Below are 16,096 nucleotides of genomic sequence, written 5' to 3' on the forward strand. Positions count from 1 at the left end.
CTGTGGTGTAGCAATGGATTGCCGGCCTAGACAACGTCATATGATCGATGCTGAGGATTCCTTATGCCAACTCCGAACCTTCCGCCTGGATTCGACTTCACCGACCCCGACATTTACGCGGAGCGGCTGCCGGTCGACGAGCTCGCCCACATGCGGAAGGTGGCCCCGATCTGGTGGCAGAAGCAGGAACGGGGCAACCTCGCGTTCGGCGACGAGGGGTTCTGGGTCGTGACCAAACACAAGGACGTCAAGGAGGTGTCGCGGCGCAGCGACGTTTTCTCCTCCAATAAGAAGACCGCCCTACCCCGGTACCGCGACGAGGCCGATCCGGGATCGTTGGAGGCGGGCAAGGTCGTGCTGCTCAATCAGGACGCGCCGCATCACACCCACCTGCGCAAGATCATCTCGCGGGCTTTCACTCCGCGGGCCATCGAGTCGCTGCGCGACGAGCTGCGTGTTCGGGCGCACGACATCGCCAAGCGGGCCGCGGCCGAGGGATCCGGCGATTTCGTCGAGCAGGTGTCGTGTGAACTTCCACTGCAGGCGATCGCCGGCCTGATGGGCGTCCCCCAGGAAGACCGCATGAAGCTGTTCGAATGGTCCAACCAGATGGTCGGCGACCAGGATCCCGAATACACCAGAAACGACCCGACGGCCGCATCGGTCGAACTGATCATGTACGGCATGCAGATGGCGGCCGAGCGCGGCAAGAACCCCGGTGACGACCTCGTCACCAAGCTGGTTCAGGCCGACGTCGAGGGCCACAAGCTCACCGACGACGAGTTCGGCTTCTTCGTGATCCTGTTGGCGGTGGCTGGCAACGAGACCACCCGTAATTCGATCACCCAGGGCATGATGGCGTTCACCGAATTCCCGGACCAGTGGGAGCTTTTCAAGAAGGAACGGCCCTCGACGGCGGCCGACGAGATCGTCCGCTGGGCGACGCCGGTCACCTCCTTCCAGCGCACCGCGCTCGAGGACACCGAGCTGGGCGGCGTCGAGATCAAGAAGGACGACCGGGTGGTGATGTTCTACCGGTCAGCCAATTTCGACGAGGAAGTGTTCGAGGACCCCTACTCCTTCAACATCCTGCGGGATCCCAACCCGCACGTCGGCTTCGGCGGCACCGGCGCCCACTACTGCGTCGGTGCGAACCTGGCCCGGATGACGATAGACCTCATCTTCAACGCCATCGCCGACGAAATGCCCAACCTCAGACCGATTTCGGCGCCCGAACGACTACGGTCCGGCTGGCTCAACGGCATCAAGCACTGGCAGGTCGACTACACCGGCGCCGGGGCTACCTGACCGGATAGTCGACCAGCGAACGCCAGTAGTCCTCGGGGATCTCGACGTTCGACCGCATGGCGATGGCGAGTCCGGCCGCCATGGCGATACCGAGCAGGCCCAGCCACAGGCCTGCCAGCGCGATGACGACCCACGCGATCGCGGTGACCGTCGGCCATGGTGAAAGCAGCACCAGCACTGGGGCGAAGAAGAACCCGGTGCCGATGTACCACGACGAACCGGCCCGATCGGAGATCAGCACGACGTGCAGCCACCTCGGGATCGGGCGGTCGACGGACGGTGCGGTCCGCATGATCGTTCTCCTCTGCTCGACTGACACCATCGACCCTCCCCGACCCGGGTAAGTGGTGCAATTACCTGACGAGTAATCGCCATGGGTGCGTCGGTGCGCGACACTGGGCCGATGACGACCGCCGCTGTGCAGACTCCGCCGTTCGGCACGATGATGCGCGATTGGCGGCAGCGGCGGCGGCTGAGCCAGCTCGACCTGGCGATCGAGGCGGACGTGTCCGCGCGCCACGTCAGTTTCATCGAGACCGGTCGCTCGAGTCCGAGCCGGGCGATGGTGTTGCGCCTCGCCGAGGTGCTCAACGTTCCGCTTCGCGAACAGAACCAGTTGTTGATGGCCGCCGGACTCGCCCCGGTCTACAGCGAGCGGTCCCTGCACGATCCGGGCATGGCCGCCGTCCGCGACGGCGTCGAACGGGTGCTCAGCGCTTACGACCCATTTCCCTGCGTCGTCGTTGACCGGGGTTGGCAGATCGTGCATGCGAACGCGGGTGCCGGTCTGCTGCTCGAGGGCGTCGCGCCGAGTCTGCTCGAGCAGCCCAACGCGCTTCGCATCTCGCTGCATCCCGACGGCCTCGCACCGCGCATCCGCAACCTCGCGCAGTGGCGCCACCATGTCATCGAGCGGCTTCGCCGCGAGGCCGCGGTGAGTGGGTCGAGCGACCTGTCAGCGCTGCTGGCCGAAATCGAGTCCTTTCCAGGCGGATTCGACGCAACCCGCGATCTCGGCGGTGTCGCGGTGCCGTTGGAGCTCTACACCCAGCAGGGGCAGCTGCTCACCTTCCTGTCCACGGTGACGACATTCGGCACAGCGCTCGACCTGACCGCAGCCGAACTGTCCATCGAGGCGTTTCTGCCCGCCGACGAGGCGACCGCCGCGGCGCTCGGAGTGAAATGCCCATGACGGACCGTCAACCGCAATAGAGTCATCCGACATGGACAATCGACTTGTCGCGACGGTCGCCGTTGCGCTCGCCGCCGCAGCAGCAGGGTGTTCAACGCCGCCGGCCGCACTGGGCGGCACCACCGCGAAGGTGACCATCGACGGCAAGAACGCAGCCGAGGCGCAAGCCGTGGTGTGCTCGCAGACCGGGTGGATGTGGAACATAAAGACCCCCGGTGAGCCGACGAAGCTGACGGCGTTCCTGAACAGCGAGGGCGGCGACGTCACGGTCCAATCCGTCGATTTCCGCGATCTCGGCGGGTTCACCGGAACGTTCTGGGACGGCCGCGTCGGCAAAGCCGAGGTGACCGGCCAGGGCGGAAAATTCACGATCACCGGCGAGGCCGATGGTTCGTTCAAGGACAATCCGAGCAATGCCGTGACGGCGACGTTCCGTATCGAAGCCAGCTGCTGAACGTGGTACACCCCTTTCGCGCGGCCATCGAAGCCAGAGATCTCGACGCTGCAGTCGCCCTGGTTCGCGAGGACGTGGTCTTTCGTAGCCCTGTCGTCTTCACTCCGTACGAAGGGCGAGAGGCCCTGAGGCAGATCCTCGCGGCGGTCATCGACGTTTTCGAGGACTTCCGCTACATCCGTGAGATCGGTGCCGAGGGTGCGGCCGACCATGCCCTGGTGTTCGAGGCCAGGGTGGCCGACAAACAGGTGCAGGGCTGCGACTTCATCCACGTCGACGCCGACGGCGTTATCGACGAGTTCACCGTCATGGTGCGCCCCCTGCAAGCGATGCTCGCGCTGGCCGAGGCAATGAAGGCGCGACTTGCCGCAGGATAGGTAACTGGTCTGACCACTTGACCTCTGGCCACCTGCCTGGCACTGTGGCGGTATGGCCCTTCAACCGGTGAACCGCCGCTCGGTGCCCGAGGATGTGTTCGAACAGATCGTCGCCGAGGTGCTCAGCGGCGAAATGCAGCCCGGAGAATCGCTGCCCAGTGAGCGCAGGCTCGCCGAGGTGCTCGGGGTTTCGCGGCCCGCCGTGCGCGAGGCGCTCAAGCGCCTCACCGCGGCAGGTCTGGTCGAGGTGCGTCAGGGCGACGCCACCACGGTGCGCGATTTCCGTCGCCACGCCGGCCTCGACCTGCTGCCCCGGCTGCTCCTCCGAGCGGGCGAACTCGATGTGTCCGTCGTGCGCAGCATTCTGGAGACCCGCTTACACAACGGACCCAAAGTCGCCGAACTCGCCGCCCAGCGGCGTACTCCCGAACTCGCCGGAATCCTCGATGAGGCGTTGCTTGCCCTGGCCGCCGAGACCGACCCCGTCGAGCGGCAGCGGTGCGCACTGACGTTCTGGGATCACATCGTCGACGGTGCGGACTCGATCGCACTCCGGCTGATGTACAACACGCTTCGCGCCACCTACGAGCCCGCGCTACCTGCCCTTGCCGCGGTCATGGCCGACGAGGTGGGCCGCCCGCAGGCCTACCGCGAATTGGCCGATGCGATCGCCGCCGGCGACTCTGCGCGGGCCAGACAAGCCGCACACGACCTACTCGAACCCGCGACGACCTCGCTCCTGTCCGCCCTCGATGACCTCAAGGACCAATCATGACCACCGCCGCCGCACGTACCGCACGCAAGAAGATGACGCTGCGCGACGCCGCCCGACAATTCCTCAAGTACCCCTCCCCCTGGATGATTGGCGCTGTCCTCGTCGTCGCGGTGGTCGCGCGGGTCATCGTCGGCGACTGGCAGCTCACCGACGCCCTCGTACCGCTGGCCATCGTGGCGGTGTTCCCATTCTTCGAGTGGATGATCCACGTGTTCATCCTGCACTGGCGCCCGAAACGGGTGGGCCGGCTCACGATCGACCCACTGCTGTCCAGGGAGCACCGCGCCCACCACGTGGATCCGCGCAGCCTCCCCCTGATCTTCATCCCCTGGAAATCGCTTGCGACATGGGTACTTCCGCTCGCAATCGGAACGGCACTGCTGGCGTTCCCCCGGCTCGGGATGGGCCTGACATTCCTGGTGTGCATCGCAGTGGCGGGGCTGGTTTACGAGTGGACCCATTACCTGATCCATACCGACTACAAGCCCAAAACCGCTGTCTATCGGTCGATTTGGCGCAATCATCGCAATCACCACTACAAGAACGAGCACTATTGGTTCACGGTCACCAGTTCCGGCACTGCAGACCGCGTGCTGCAGACGTACCCGGACCCGGCCGCGGTGGAGAACTCACCGACGGTCAAGAACCTGCACGCCGAGGTGCCGGCCTAGCGAAACGCTACGCCTCGACGATGATCGGATCGCCGATCCGAACCGTGTTGTAGTACCAGTCCGCGTTGTCCGGGCTGAGGTTGATGCAACCGTGGCTGACATTCTCATAGCCCTGGGAACCGGTCGACCACGGCGCGCCGTGCACGTAGACACCGCCCCACGTGACACGCACCGCGTCGTAGACGGTGAGCTTGTAGCCCTCCGGATCGTCCAGCGGGATGCCGATCGTCCGCGAATCCATGATCACGACCGATTGCTTCTCGAGTGCGGTGAAGCTTCCGGTCGGTGTCGCGAACCCGTACTTGCCCATCGACGCGGGCATTTCGCGCATGACCTCACCATCCACGCTGACGGTGAAGGTGTGATTGCTGATGCTGGCGACTCCGACCGTGGCCGACCCGGTCTGGAAATTCGCCTTCGTGCCATCGACGGACAGCGCAATCGTGCTGTGCGCCGGCCAGAACTCCGTCGGATTCCATTGCATGACATGGTCATTGAGCCAGCTGAACTCACCCGCAGGCGTGTCCGTTGACGTGATCTCGAGGCTACGCTCCGCCGCCGCACGATCCGCGATGCGCCCCGCGAAGGTCACGGTGACCGGATGCGCCACACCGACTGTCATGCCGGACGGCGAGATGCTGACCACGTCAGTCGGAGTGGAGACACCGGCGGACACGGTCGCAACGGAGCCGGACAGGGCGGCAACCATGACGGCGATCACGGCCACGAATCGAAGCTTCAGCACACTTTCATCCTAGTTCGTCCGGGAGAGTCAGCGAGGTAGCCGCAAGTCCCACGGGCCGCCGCATGTCGTCACCAATATTGTTTTCCATATCGACAGATCATCGAATCCGCCGCTCAGAACGTTTCAAACGGCATCGATTCGCGCGGGTGTAGCGAGCCGGTTCACTGCCAGCAACGCATAGCCGACGGCGAGCACACCGCCGCCCAGCACACTGACGTTGAGCAGCACCGTAGCCACGCCGACACTGGCGGGATCCAGGAAATAGTAGGGCGCGCGGCGGCCGGCCTCGTTGAGAATCACGACAGCCACCACGACATAGAGCGCGGGATACGTCAGCCATGCCACCGGATGCCACCAGTGCACCCGTCCCTGCCCACGCCCGACGAGCAGCCAGTCGCTGACCGCCAGGACCGGCACGCCGACGTGCAGCAGGAAGTTCGCGACCGTGTAACCCATGCTCCGTTCCGTCAACAGCAGATTCCACACGACACCGGCGATCAAGACATAAAGCACGACTGCTCCGCGGAGCCCCACCCGGGCGTCGGCGCGTGGCGAGACCAGAGTCCACAGGTAATACGCCGCGGCGAGGATGTTGACCTGATAAGTGAAGGTGATCAGCCGCCACGTCACGCCAGAACGCGAGGAAAGCTCGACGGCCACCAGCGCGATGAGCACCGCGGCCACGATCGAGACACGCAGCACCAGACGCAGAAACGCGGGACCGGTGACCGATGCCGTCACTGAGGCGGCAGCAGCGGCGGCGCCTCCGGTGGCGGCGCAGGGGCGTCGGGCGGCACCGCAGCGGCTTCGGGCGGTGGCGCGGGCGGAGCGCCCGGCGCCGGAGGTGCCCCCGCGGCGGCGGGCACGGGTGCCTGTGGTGCGGGGGCCTCGTCGTTCCCGCCGATGTTCGACAGCCGGTCCTTGAGCCGGGTCAGCAGACCTGGGCGCTGCTGCACCGGCGTCGGCTGCGCGGGGACCAGACCCGGTGCCGGCGGCGCGGCTGCGGGCGGCAGCGCTTCGATCGGGGCGACGGGCGGGGGCAAAACGGGAGCCTCCGGAACCGTGGCGTCGATTGGGGCGGCCGACGGAATGCCGTCGACCGGCGGAGTCTCGGGAATATCGGCAGGGGCGGCCTCGGGCGGTGCCACCTCGGTGGGTGGCGCTTCCGGCAGGGGCGCCGGTGCGATCGGAATCGGGGCGGCGGCGCTCGGCGCGGCGGGCAGGGCGGCACCGGCGGCGGCCGACGCGATGTCAGGGGACGTCTTGGCCGCGGGCCGTGGCTCTGGTGCGGCGATGTCCCGCTCGGGCGTCACCTCGAGGCTGACGGCCACGGACACCGAGACGACGAACGTCACTGCACCCGCCACGAGCATGGCCAGCGGGCCGGTCGTGCCGAGCTGCCTGCGGCGCTCCCTCGGCGCCCGCTCACCGACACGGCCGATCTCGATGACCTCCGAGTTGTGCGCTGACGCGAGCGCGGCGCCCCTGGCCAATGCGAGTTCGGATTCGGCCGGAACGTACACCGGCACCCCCAAGATGTCCTCGAGCCGGGGCACGACGCCGTGGAGTTCACTCCCCGAACCGACCACGACCAACGCCTCAGGGGGCCAGTCCGCCCGCGTGAACACGGCACTCAGCCACCGAAGCAAGGCCTCTTCGGTGTCGATCGCATGGTTGACGGCAGTCTGCACGGCGCCATCGCCGGAGTGAACGATCAGCGTGATCACCGTTTCGGGCTCGATCACACACACCGCGGTCACTTCGTACCCGATGACCTCGGCGATTCCCCATGCCAGGGCTTCCGTCGCCTCGGGCATCCGAATGGGCACCACGTTGTCAAAACCGCGGTCGTTCAACGACTTCAACAGCAACGAGGCCTCAGCGTCGGCCCCCTCACTCCACGTCACACCAATCGAGTGCAAGCGCTGACCACGGGTTGCCGCGATCGCCTCGGTCCGCAGCACGGCGGCGGCCGCCTTCTCCGAGGTGTCGAACGGCGTCGCGTGCCGGCCGGAAACGATTTCGAAGGCTTCACGGTCGACCGTAGAACCGTCGGCGTCCTGCCCTTCGACGAGCACGAGACCGACGGCGGACGGCGTCACCGATAAGCCGAGTACGGCGTCCATACCACCCTTCCGGACGTCCATCTGTTCGGGGTGACCTTACCCGCGCCCGCGTGAGCTGGCTCACCGGGCGGGGGTCCCGGCAGCCGCGCGAAGGTCTTCATACCTGCTCGGCGGTGTGCTGTACCGACGAAAGCCACTGCACGTTCACGACTGTGGCTTTGCCCGCGCGCCGCGCTCTTTCGATCGGTCGGCCCGATTGCGTCCCGAGTGGCAGGGTGACGCCCATGGCAGCGACAGGACATCTGGCGGGCACACCTGCCGGGCGCACGGTGTTCGGCCATCCGATCGGTTTGACGAACCTGTTCGGAGTCGAGCTCTGGGAGCGATTCTCGTTCTACGGGATGCTGACAATCCTCGGGTATTACCTCTACTACTCGCTCACCGACGGTGGCCTTGGCATGCCCAAAGCCACCGCCACCGGGATCGTGGGCGCCTACGGCGGGCTGGTCTACCTGGCGACAGTCCTGGGCGGCTGGATCGCCGACCGGGTGCTCGGCATGGAGCGAACCGTCTTCTACGGCGGCCTGGTGGTGATGTGCGGTCACATCGCGCTCGCCTTCGTACCGGGGTTCGCCGGTGTCGCCGTCGGGCTCGTCTTGGTGGCGCTCGGTTCGGGCGCGTTGAAGGCCAATGCGTCGTCGCTGCTCGGCACGCTCTACGAGAAAGACGATCCGCGCTGCGACGGCGGCTTCACCCTGTTCTATCTGGGCATCAACCTGGGTGGCTTCATCGGACCGCTCGTGACGGGCCTGCTGCAGACGCGGATCGGGTTCCACTGGGGATTCGGTGCCGCTGCCGTGGGGATGGCGCTGGGACTCACGCAATATGTCGTGTTCCGACGCAACCTCGGCGACCACGGCCGAATCGTTCCGAACCCGTTACCCCGCACCGCGATTGGCTGGTACGCGGGCGTCGCGGTCATCACGGTCGCGGTGATTGCGGCCGCGTTCGTGACAGGCCTGGTCAAGCTGTCCAATCTGTCGCAGGTCACAACCGGGGTGCTCGTCGCCGCGGCGGTCGCCTACTTCGTCGTGATGCTGACGAGTTCGAAGGTGGCACCCATCGAGCGGACCAGGCTGCGGGCGTTCATTCCACTGTTCATCGCCAATGCGGTGTTCTGGTCGTTGTTTCAGCAGATCTTCACCGTGCTCGCGATCTACTCCGACGAACGGATGAACTGGTCGATCTTCGGCTGGACCGCGCCGTCGAGCTGGATCGGATCGATCGAACCGGTATGGATCATCCTGCTCTCACCACTGTTCGCGATCATGTGGACCCGGCTCGGTCAGCGCGCGCCCACCACCCCACGGAAGTTCGCCTATGGCGTCATCGGTATGGGCGTGGCGTTCCTGTTGTTTCTGCCGATGTCGGGTACGACGGGTAAGGCCGTTCCCGCACTGTGGGTGCTCGGCATCATGGCGGTGTTTGCGATCTCCGAACTGCTGTTGTCGCCGATCGGCCTTTCGGTCACGACAAAGCTTGCCCCAGAAGCGTTTCGGGCCCAGATGATGGCACTGTACTTTTTCTCGGTCGGTGTGGGCACATCGATGTCGGGCGTGCTGTCGGGCTTCTACGATCCGGCACACGAGTTCGCATACTTCGGCGTTCTCGGCGCCGTCGCCGTATGCGTCGGTATCGGCGTATTCGCGTTGTCCCCCTGGATAAGCCGATTGATGGAAGGCGTGCACTGACGCCCGAAAGTCATCCCGCGAGGATGTCGCTCAGCGCACGTGGGTCGATGTTCCCGCCGGACAGCACCATCACGGTGCGACCGGGTGGCGTGTGACCCTGGCGGTAGGCCGCCAATGCGACCGCACCACTGGGTTCACTGACCAGATGCGTCCTGGTCGCGAGTTCACGTACTGCGCTTTTGATCTCGCCCTCGGAAACGGTGATGATGCCGTCAAGCACCCGCTGCAGATGCGCGAACGTCAACTCCGAGGGTTGCGACCGAAGGCCGTCGGCGATCGTGCGGTTCCGGTCTTCGATCGGCCAGTCCACCCGATGCCCCTTCGCGAGTGCCTCGGCGGTGTCGGCGGCGAGCTCGGGTTCCACGCCGAAGACACGGGCTTGCGGGCACAGCGCCTTGATGGCCGTGCCGATCCCGGAGGCCAGGCCGCCACCGCTCACCGGGACGAGGACGTTCTCGACGGCGGGCAGATCCTCGGCGATCTCGAGGCCGATCGTGCCCTGTCCCGCGATGATGTCGGGGTGGTCGAACGGCGGAACCAGCACCCCGCCCGTCTGCTCGAGCACCTCGGCGGCGACCCGTTCGCGCTGCCCGGCATCGCAGAGCACCACTTCGGCGCCGTGACCGCGAGTGGCGTCGACCTTGACCGCAGGCGTCTCCTTCGGCATGACGATGGTCGCCGGAATTCCATAGACGGCGGCGGCGTATGCCACCGCCTGAGCGTGGTTTCCGCTGGAATACGCCACGACGCCGCGGGTGCGCACCGACTCGTCGAGGTTGCCGATCGCGCTGAACGCGCCGCGCACCTTGAAGGCGCCGATGGGCTGCAGGTTCTCGGGTTTGATCCACAGCGGCCGGTCGGCGTCGGCCCACAGCGTCGGGAGCAACGGCGTGCGCACCACGAACGCGTGAATCCGTATCGCCGCCGCCCTGATGTCGTCGATGGTCACCATGTCCACGGGTTCAGTCTTCCCGAACGTCAACACGCTGCAACCCTGGCCGGGCCTGCTCGCTAGGGTGATGCGGTGACCTCGTTTTCGTTGCCGATCACGCCGCGTTACGCCGAGGTCGATCAGCAGGGCGTCGTTTTCAACGGTCACTACCTCACCTGGTTCGATGAGGCGTGCACCGGCTTCCTCGACCATCTCGACGTCACCTATCCGGGGCTGATCGCGAGCGGGTACGACATCCAGGTGGTGCACAGCGAGATCGACTTCAAGGGCCCGGTCAGGTGGCGTGACGCCGTCCGCGTCGAGGTCAACTGCGACAGAATCGGATCCACCAGCTTCACCCTCGCTTTCAACGTGTTGCGCGGCAAGGACGGCGAACCCGCCGCCGAGCACCAGTCCGCGGTACGCGGTCACAACGTCTACGTCGTCGTCTCGACCGAAGATTGGGCCAAACGCCCCATCCCGCCGCTGCTGCGCGAAGCGCTCACTTCGGTTGAGCGGCAACCCCATAACGTGTCCGACTGAGCCGACACATCTGTACGGTCGACGAATGGGCCACGATCACGATCACGGACATCAGCGCGACCTTCCGCCGGGGATGATCGAACAGCTCGAGCTCGCCTATGCGGGCGTGGCATCGTTCGGGCACCGGCCCTTCCTCACCGAGGTCGAACAGCTGGAGTCGTGGCGACCGGACGTGGCGATCGTCGGGGCGCCGTTCGATGTCGGGACCACGAACCGGCCGGGCGCCCGCTTCGGTCCGCGCGCGATTCGGGCCACTGCCTACGAACCCGGCACCTACCACCTCGATCTCGGCCTCGAGATCTTCGACTGGCTCGAGGTCGTCGACTTCGGCGACGCGTACTGCCCGCACGGGCAGACCGAGGTCTCGCACAACAACATCCGAGAGCGCGTGCACGCCATCGCGTCGCGCGGCATCGTGCCCGTCATCCTGGGCGGCGACCACTCGATCACCTGGCCCGCCGCGACCGCCGTCGCCGACGTCCACGGCTACGGCAACGTGGGCATCGTGCACTTCGATGCGCACGCCGACACCGCCGACGAGATCGAAGGCAACCTCGCCAGCCACGGCACGCCGATGCGACGGCTCATCGAATCCGGTGCCGTTCCCGGCAGCCATTTCGTTCAGGTCGGCCTGCGCGGCTACTGGCCGCCACAGGACACCTTCGAGTGGATGCAAGAACAGCGCATGACGTGGCACACCATGCAGGAGATCTGGGATCGCGGCTTCAAGGAGGTCATGCGCGACGCGGTGAACGAGGCGCTCGCCAAGGCCGAGAAGCTCTATGTTTCCGTCGACATCGACGTGCTTGATCCCGCGCATGCACCCGGCACCGGGACCCCGGAGCCGGGCGGCATCACCACGGCGGACCTGCTGAGGTTGGTTCGGCAACTCTGTCGCGAACACGACGTCGTCGGCGTCGACGTCGTGGAGGTGGCTCCGGCCTACGACCACGCGGAGCTGACGGTGAACGCCGCGCACCGCGTGGTCTTCGAGGCGTTGGGCGGCATGGCCGCCCGCCGCCGGGATGCCGCACCCGACGCCGCGCCTCCGGGACCACCGGCCCGGTAGTCTCCGGCGGGGACGCCGACGAGGATAATGAGGGCATGTCCGGAACACTGTTCTTCGATGGCAACTGTGGGATGTGCACCCGATCGCGGAACTTCCTGCTGAAACTCAACCGCACCGGCGACCTGCACACCGAACCGCTGCAGACACCCGGCACTGCGGAGCGGCTCGGCGTCGCCGATTCGAACCTGATGGATTCGGTGCGTTGGCTGGACGCCGAGGGAAACGTGTACTCGGGGGCCGAGGCGGCCAACGCCGCGGTATCGGTCGCCCTCGGCACCCGGATTCCGCTGATGATCTACCGCATCCCCGGTATTCGAGCACTCGAGGAAGCGGTCTACCGCTGGGTCGCCGACCATCGGTACCGCTTCCCCGGCACCACCCCATACTGCGAATCGAATCCGGTCGCCTGCTGAACGGCCGATGAGCCGCAACGATGTAGCGATCCGGCCCGCCGTCACCGACGACCTCGACGCGATCGCAGAGATCTACGCCCATCACGTCATGACTTCAGTGGCGACCTTTGAGCTGACTCCCCCGACCGCAGACGAGTGGCGCAGGCGCTTCGACGACGTCGCCGAACGCGAATTGCCTTTTGTCACAGCGAGCTTGGACGGCAAGGTGGCGGGCTACGGCTACTGCGCACCGTGGAAGCCGCGGCCGGCCTATCGCCACACCGTGGAAGACTCCGTGTACCTCGCGCCGAGCGCGGTGGGACTGGGCATCGGCGGCATGCTGCTCGATACCCTGCTCACCGAATGTGGCCGCATCCGGGTACGGCAGGTCATCGCAGTCATCGTGGACACGGCTGGCGCCGCGGCCTCCCTTGCGCTGCACCGCAATCGCGGATTCATCGACGCCGGACGGCTCACTTCGGTCGGGTACAAGCACGGCCTGTGGCTCGACACGATGTTGCTGCAACGCAGCATGGCCGAAGTCACAGACTGACTTCCGTCCACGCCGGACTGTCGTTTCGATGGTCCGTCGTGTTGCGGCATTCGCCGTATATCCGCACCGTGGCAAAGCCTACGTCGTCGACGTTGCGCTGCAGCACAGCCGTGACGCCGTCGCGGGTGAGTTTTCGGCCGAAGCGCTCGGCGGTGGCGGGGGCGTTCGCCCAGCCGTCGGCGATCATCGCCGAGGCGACCTCATCCAAGCGGCGTCCCCAATCACCCTGCGGGAGTCTGAAACTCATGTGAAGGACCGCCTGATAGGGCGGGTCGTTGTCGCTGACGCAGGAGACGAAGGCGTAGCCGGCGGTGGCGTCCTTCAGGTGTGCGGTGGCGACGATCTGCCGGCCCGGTCCGACGACCTGCTGCGCCGCCTGCTCATCGGTCAAGGGCACGATGTCCCGCTGGAGCGCGTCAGCTTCGTGCCGGTCGACGACGATGAACGCAGTCCCCAGGACCAACGACAGCACTAGCGCCGCCATGAGCAGTCCCCTGGACCGCGGTGTGGAGATCCAGCCCGCCCCGTTCATGACGGCAGCTCACCGCGCCCGGCGATCCCGCTGATCAAACGCGCGCATACGGCATCCATCTCACTGCGCGCCTGTTCGCGATCGGCGGCGCGGGACACGAACAGCGCCGCTTCGTCGAGCGCGCCGAGCAGCACGTGCGCCGTCGGCCGCAGCGGCTGTTCGGGGACCGCGCCCTCGGCGATCGCGTGGGCAAGCATGCCCTCGATGATCCCGAGCCCGTACTTGACGCCAACAGCGCGCCAGCGGTCCCAACCCAGCACCGCTGGGGCATCGATCAGCACGATCTGCTGAACATCGGGCGCCGCGCAGCCATCGAGGAACAATCGTGCCCCGACCTGCATCGCCTCCAGCGGATCGAGCGGCTGCAGCTCGGTGATCTGCCGCGCGATGTCCTCCACCAGCTGCTGCTCCACCTGCTCGTAGACCGCCGCGAACAGGCCGATCTTGTCGTCGAACTGGTGGTACAGCGCGCCTCGGGTAACCCCGGCCGCTGCGACGATGGCCTGAGTCGAGACGTCGCTGAAACCCTTGTCGGCGAACAACTTTCGACCGGCATCGATCAGCAGCGCGCGCGTGGCGGCGGTGCGCTCCGCCTGGGTGCGCCGGGTGGTCGATGTCGCTCCGGCCCGATCGTTGACTTTCATACAGCGTGCACGTAACTTTCATACCAAGTGTTTGTAAGTTATGGGAAGGATAGCGAACATGCCGCAGGCCGTACTGGATCAAGCGACCATCGAGTACCGCGTGTTGGGTCCGGAGGACTCGCCGCACCCGCCCGTGGTGTTCGTGCACGGAATCCTCGTAGACAGCCGGTTGTGGGATCGGGTGGCCGACGGGCTGGCAAAGCGTGGCTTCCGGTGCTACCTGCCGAACTGGCCGCTGGGCTCGCACACGATTCCGGTCAACGACGGCGTCGAATTGTCCCCGCCTTCGGTCGCGGCCATGATCGCCGACTTCATCGTCGAGCTGGGTCTTTCGGACGTCACCCTGGTCGGCAACGACACCGGTGGCGGATTGTGCCAGCTGGTCATCGATGCGTACCCCGACCTTGTCGGCCGGCTGGTCCTGACCAACTGCGACGCATTCGACAAGTTCCCACCGTTCCCGTTCACGCTCGTGTTCGCGCTGCTGCGCGGTCCGCGGTCGATCAAGGTGCTGTTCGAGCAGATGCGGATCAAGGCGCTGCGGCATTCGCCGCTCGGCTTCGGTCTGCTTGTCAATCCGGACGCCCAACTGACGGCGTCGTGGCTGGAGCCCGGCCGCACCGACGTCCGGATCCGGCGAGACCTGGCACGCCTGCTGCGCGCAGTCGCCAAGACCGACCTGACCGATGTGTCGACGCGCCTGCCGCGCTTCACCAAACCGGTCACCATCGTCTGGGGTCAGCGCGATCGCGCATTCACCCCGGCGCTCGGCCGCAGGCTGGCGGCTCTGTTCACCGACTCGACGCTGATCGAGGTGCCCGATGCGAGAACCTTCGTCTCGCTGGACAGGCCGGGAGCGGTTATCGACGCCGTCGCGAAGATCGGTGCGGGCAGGCCCGCCTAGCTCTTGGCGAGGGTGAACTGGCAGATGTCGGTGTAGCCCTCACGGAAGAGGTCGGCGCAACCGGTCAGGTACTTCATGTACCGGTCGTAGACTTCTTGGGACTGAATCGCGAGCGCTTCGTCCTTGCGGGCCGACAGCTTGTCCGCCCAGATGTCCAGAGTGCGGGCATAGTGCAACCGCAGCCGCTGAGCGCGCTTGAGCTGAAAGCCGGCCTCCGCGGCGTGCTGCTCGACCTGAGACGGCTTCGGCAGATCACCGCCGGGGAAGATCTCGTCCATGATGAACTTCGAGAATCGGACGATTCTCATGGTCAGCTTCAGGCCCTTGTCCAAGAACTCCTGGTCTTCGGGCTTGATGATCGTGTGCAGCATCATCACCCCGTCCTCCGGGAGCACCGCGTAGGCCTTCTTGAAGAAATCGTCGTAGCGATCGCGGCCGAAATGCTCGAAGGCGCCGATCGAGACGATGCGGTCGACGGGTTCGTCGAACTGCTCCCAGCCCTGGAGCAGCACCCGCTTGGAACGCGTGCTGGGCGAGTCGGCGAACACCTTTTCGACGTGGGCCTTCTGGTTTTGACTCAAGGTGAGGCCGATGACGTTCACGTCGTACTTCTCCAGCGCCCGGTTCAGCGTGGCGCCCCAGCCGCAGCCGATGTCGAGAAGCGTCATTCCGGGCTTCAGATCCAGTTTGCCGAGCGACAGATCGATCTTGGCGATCTGCGCCTCCTCCAGCGTCATGTCATCGCGCTCGAAGTACGCGCAGCTGTAGGTCTGCGTCGGGTCGAGGAAGAGCCGGAAGAATTGGTCGGACAGGTCGTAGTGCGCCTGCACGTCCTCGAAATGCGGTTTGAGACCGCTCGCGTCGCTGGTCGTTTCTGGCAAGGTATATAGCCTCTGACGTTTGGTTCTGGAAAATTTGCGAAGGCCCCGCATCGGTGCGGAGACCTCCCCCGTCATGTGCGCAGTTTACGCACAGTACATGAGCCAACCCCTATTGGCCTCATCGGTGAATCCACCCGTCGCGGGCGCCACTTATCTGACGCCAGCGAATATTTTCGCATCCTGGTCCTTCGTCATTGACGGGGCGGGCTGCCAACTCGTGTTCAACCGCGCCTATACCCACGTCCACGGCCTTTAAGCGTCGGCGGTACCGGTCTGACGGTCGGGTCGTGTCGCCCCTGCTGCGCTGT

The 16,096-nt window shown here is 65.8% G+C and carries 20 protein-coding genes; 12 read left to right on the forward strand and 8 right to left on the reverse strand.

All coding sequences use genetic code 11. From position 1 onward, the window contains the following. Window positions 1–63 precede the first annotated feature (63 nt). Window positions 64–1,308, forward strand: a complete 1,245-nt coding sequence (locus BST47_RS24925) for a cytochrome P450 (protein WP_083128363.1) — start codon at window positions 64–66, stop codon at window positions 1,306–1,308. Here BST47_RS24925 and BST47_RS24930 read toward each other — a convergent pair. Next, complete coding sequence (locus BST47_RS24930) at window positions 1,301–1,600, reverse strand: hypothetical protein (RefSeq protein ID WP_083128364.1); 300 nt, start codon at window positions 1,598–1,600, stop codon at window positions 1,301–1,303. The genes BST47_RS24925 and BST47_RS24930 overlap by 8 nt on opposite strands. Window positions 1,601–1,711: 111 nt before the next feature. Between BST47_RS24930 and BST47_RS24935 the strand changes: the two genes are divergently transcribed. Genes BST47_RS24935 through BST47_RS24955 form a run of 5 tightly spaced genes read left to right on the forward strand, consistent with a single transcriptional unit; the run spans window position 1,712 to window position 4,777 of the window. After that, window positions 1,712–2,500, forward strand: coding sequence for a helix-turn-helix domain-containing protein (locus tag BST47_RS24935; protein ID WP_083128447.1), 789 nt, complete (start codon window positions 1,712–1,714; stop codon window positions 2,498–2,500). 31 nt (window positions 2,501–2,531) lie between these two features. After that, window positions 2,532–2,954, forward strand: a complete 423-nt coding sequence (locus BST47_RS24940) for a lipoprotein LpqH (protein ID WP_083128365.1) — start codon at window positions 2,532–2,534, stop codon at window positions 2,952–2,954. A gap of 2 nt (window positions 2,955–2,956) precedes the next feature. After that, window positions 2,957–3,331, forward strand: coding sequence for a nuclear transport factor 2 family protein (locus tag BST47_RS24945; RefSeq protein ID WP_083128366.1), 375 nt, complete (start codon window positions 2,957–2,959; stop codon window positions 3,329–3,331). A 52-nt stretch (window positions 3,332–3,383) separates the two neighbouring features. Beyond that, window positions 3,384–4,106: a FadR/GntR family transcriptional regulator gene (locus tag BST47_RS24950; protein WP_083128367.1), complete on the forward strand. Its 723-nt coding sequence runs from the start codon at window positions 3,384–3,386 to the stop codon at window positions 4,104–4,106. After that, window positions 4,103–4,777 carry a sterol desaturase family protein gene (locus BST47_RS24955; protein WP_083128368.1) on the forward strand — a complete coding sequence of 225 codons (675 nt, stop codon included), beginning with the start codon at window positions 4,103–4,105 and terminating at the stop codon, window positions 4,775–4,777. The genes BST47_RS24950 and BST47_RS24955 overlap by 4 nt, the downstream gene beginning before the upstream one ends. A gap of 7 nt (window positions 4,778–4,784) precedes the next feature. Here the strand turns inward: BST47_RS24955 and BST47_RS24960 are convergent, their stop codons facing one another. The 3 genes from BST47_RS24960 to BST47_RS24970 all read right to left on the reverse strand — a co-directional run bounded on the left by BST47_RS24960 (window position 4,785) and on the right by BST47_RS24970 (window position 7,669). Continuing rightward, complete coding sequence (locus BST47_RS24960) at window positions 4,785–5,522, reverse strand: L,D-transpeptidase (protein WP_083128369.1); 738 nt, start codon at window positions 5,520–5,522, stop codon at window positions 4,785–4,787. Between the two features lie 123 nt (window positions 5,523–5,645). Further along, entirely contained in the window at window positions 5,646–6,263 is a 618-nt protein-coding gene (locus tag BST47_RS24965) for a Pr6Pr family membrane protein (RefSeq protein WP_083128370.1), read from the reverse strand. Continuing rightward, entirely contained in the window at window positions 6,260–7,669 is a 1,410-nt protein-coding gene (locus BST47_RS24970) for a DUF7159 family protein (RefSeq protein ID WP_234809857.1), read from the reverse strand. The genes BST47_RS24965 and BST47_RS24970 overlap by 4 nt, the downstream gene beginning before the upstream one ends. A gap of 203 nt (window positions 7,670–7,872) precedes the next feature. On the opposite strand from BST47_RS24970, the gene BST47_RS24975 reads away from it, so the two are divergent. Beyond that, window positions 7,873–9,339, forward strand: coding sequence for a peptide MFS transporter (locus BST47_RS24975; protein ID WP_083128448.1), 1,467 nt, complete (start codon window positions 7,873–7,875; stop codon window positions 9,337–9,339). 10 nt (window positions 9,340–9,349) lie between these two features. On the opposite strand, the gene BST47_RS24980 is transcribed toward BST47_RS24975, so the two are convergent. After that, entirely contained in the window at window positions 9,350–10,291 is a 942-nt protein-coding gene (locus BST47_RS24980) for a threonine ammonia-lyase (RefSeq protein ID WP_083128449.1), read from the reverse strand. Between the two features lie 72 nt (window positions 10,292–10,363). On the opposite strand from BST47_RS24980, the gene BST47_RS24985 reads away from it, so the two are divergent. Genes BST47_RS24985 through BST47_RS25000 form a run of 4 tightly spaced genes read left to right on the forward strand, consistent with a single transcriptional unit; the run spans window position 10,364 to window position 12,827 of the window. Continuing rightward, on the forward strand, window positions 10,364–10,813 hold the full coding sequence (locus tag BST47_RS24985; protein WP_083128372.1) for an acyl-CoA thioesterase: 450 nt from the start codon (window positions 10,364–10,366) through the stop codon (window positions 10,811–10,813). 25 nt (window positions 10,814–10,838) lie between these two features. Next, entirely contained in the window at window positions 10,839–11,882 is a 1,044-nt protein-coding gene (speB, locus tag BST47_RS24990) for an agmatinase (protein ID WP_107529083.1), read from the forward strand. A gap of 35 nt (window positions 11,883–11,917) precedes the next feature. Continuing rightward, a complete protein-coding gene (locus BST47_RS24995) occupies window positions 11,918–12,295 on the forward strand; it encodes a thiol-disulfide oxidoreductase DCC family protein (RefSeq protein WP_083128373.1) in 378 nt (125 codons plus the stop codon). 7 nt (window positions 12,296–12,302) lie between these two features. Continuing rightward, window positions 12,303–12,827: a GNAT family N-acetyltransferase gene (locus tag BST47_RS25000; RefSeq protein ID WP_083128374.1), complete on the forward strand. Its 525-nt coding sequence runs from the start codon at window positions 12,303–12,305 to the stop codon at window positions 12,825–12,827. Here the strand turns inward: BST47_RS25000 and BST47_RS25005 are convergent. Next, window positions 12,817–13,359 carry a lipoprotein LppJ family protein gene (locus BST47_RS25005; RefSeq protein WP_083128375.1) on the reverse strand — a complete coding sequence of 181 codons (543 nt, stop codon included), beginning with the start codon at window positions 13,357–13,359 and terminating at the stop codon, window positions 12,817–12,819. The genes BST47_RS25000 and BST47_RS25005 overlap by 11 nt on opposite strands. Beyond that, window positions 13,356–14,003 (reverse strand): TetR/AcrR family transcriptional regulator, encoded by a 648-nt coding sequence (locus BST47_RS25010; RefSeq protein ID WP_083128376.1) that lies wholly within the window; start codon window positions 14,001–14,003, stop codon window positions 13,356–13,358. The genes BST47_RS25005 and BST47_RS25010 overlap by 4 nt, the downstream gene beginning before the upstream one ends. 58 nt (window positions 14,004–14,061) lie before the next feature. Between BST47_RS25010 and BST47_RS25015 the strand changes: the two genes are divergently transcribed. Next, complete coding sequence (locus tag BST47_RS25015) at window positions 14,062–14,907, forward strand: alpha/beta fold hydrolase (RefSeq protein ID WP_083128377.1); 846 nt, start codon at window positions 14,062–14,064, stop codon at window positions 14,905–14,907. On the opposite strand, the gene BST47_RS25020 is transcribed toward BST47_RS25015, so the two are convergent. After that, window positions 14,904–15,788 carry a cyclopropane mycolic acid synthase family methyltransferase gene (locus BST47_RS25020; protein WP_083128378.1) on the reverse strand — a complete coding sequence of 295 codons (885 nt, stop codon included), beginning with the start codon at window positions 15,786–15,788 and terminating at the stop codon, window positions 14,904–14,906. The two genes, BST47_RS25015 and BST47_RS25020, sit on opposite strands and share 4 nt — an antisense overlap. Between the last annotated feature and the right edge of the window lie 308 nt (window positions 15,789–16,096).

The sequence above is a fragment of the Mycolicibacterium tusciae genome, from assembly GCF_002086795.1.
GTDB classification, from domain to species: Bacteria; Actinomycetota; Actinomycetes; order Mycobacteriales; family Mycobacteriaceae; genus Mycobacterium; species Mycobacterium tusciae.

Bases quoted from the DNA above. Each gene is read 5' to 3' on its own strand.
- BST47_RS24925 (WP_083128363.1), top strand. From the start codon at position 64: ATGCCAACTCCGAACCTTCCGCCTGGATTCGACTTCACCGACCCCGAC.
- BST47_RS24930 (WP_083128364.1), bottom strand. From the start codon at position 1,600: ATGCGGACCGCACCGTCCGTCGACCGCCCGATCCCGAGGTGGCTGCAC.
- BST47_RS24935 (WP_083128447.1), top strand. From the start codon at position 1,712: ATGACGACCGCCGCTGTGCAGACTCCGCCGTTCGGCACGATGATGCGC.
- BST47_RS24940 (WP_083128365.1), top strand. From the start codon at position 2,532: ATGGACAATCGACTTGTCGCGACGGTCGCCGTTGCGCTCGCCGCCGCA.
- BST47_RS24950 (WP_083128367.1), top strand. From the start codon at position 3,384: ATGGCCCTTCAACCGGTGAACCGCCGCTCGGTGCCCGAGGATGTGTTC.
- BST47_RS24955 (WP_083128368.1), top strand. From the start codon at position 4,103: ATGACCACCGCCGCCGCACGTACCGCACGCAAGAAGATGACGCTGCGC.
- BST47_RS24970 (WP_234809857.1), bottom strand. From the start codon at position 7,669: ATGGACGTCCGGAAGGGTGGTATGGACGCCGTACTCGGCTTATCGGTG.
- BST47_RS24975 (WP_083128448.1), top strand. From the start codon at position 7,873: ATGGCAGCGACAGGACATCTGGCGGGCACACCTGCCGGGCGCACGGTG.
- BST47_RS24980 (WP_083128449.1), bottom strand. From the start codon at position 10,291: ATGGTGACCATCGACGACATCAGGGCGGCGGCGATACGGATTCACGCG.
- speB (WP_107529083.1), top strand. From the start codon at position 10,839: ATGGGCCACGATCACGATCACGGACATCAGCGCGACCTTCCGCCGGGG.
- BST47_RS24995 (WP_083128373.1), top strand. From the start codon at position 11,918: ATGTCCGGAACACTGTTCTTCGATGGCAACTGTGGGATGTGCACCCGA.
- BST47_RS25000 (WP_083128374.1), top strand. From the start codon at position 12,303: ATGAGCCGCAACGATGTAGCGATCCGGCCCGCCGTCACCGACGACCTC.
- BST47_RS25005 (WP_083128375.1), bottom strand. From the start codon at position 13,359: ATGAACGGGGCGGGCTGGATCTCCACACCGCGGTCCAGGGGACTGCTC.
- BST47_RS25010 (WP_083128376.1), bottom strand. From the start codon at position 14,003: ATGAAAGTCAACGATCGGGCCGGAGCGACATCGACCACCCGGCGCACC.
- BST47_RS25015 (WP_083128377.1), top strand. From the start codon at position 14,062: ATGCCGCAGGCCGTACTGGATCAAGCGACCATCGAGTACCGCGTGTTG.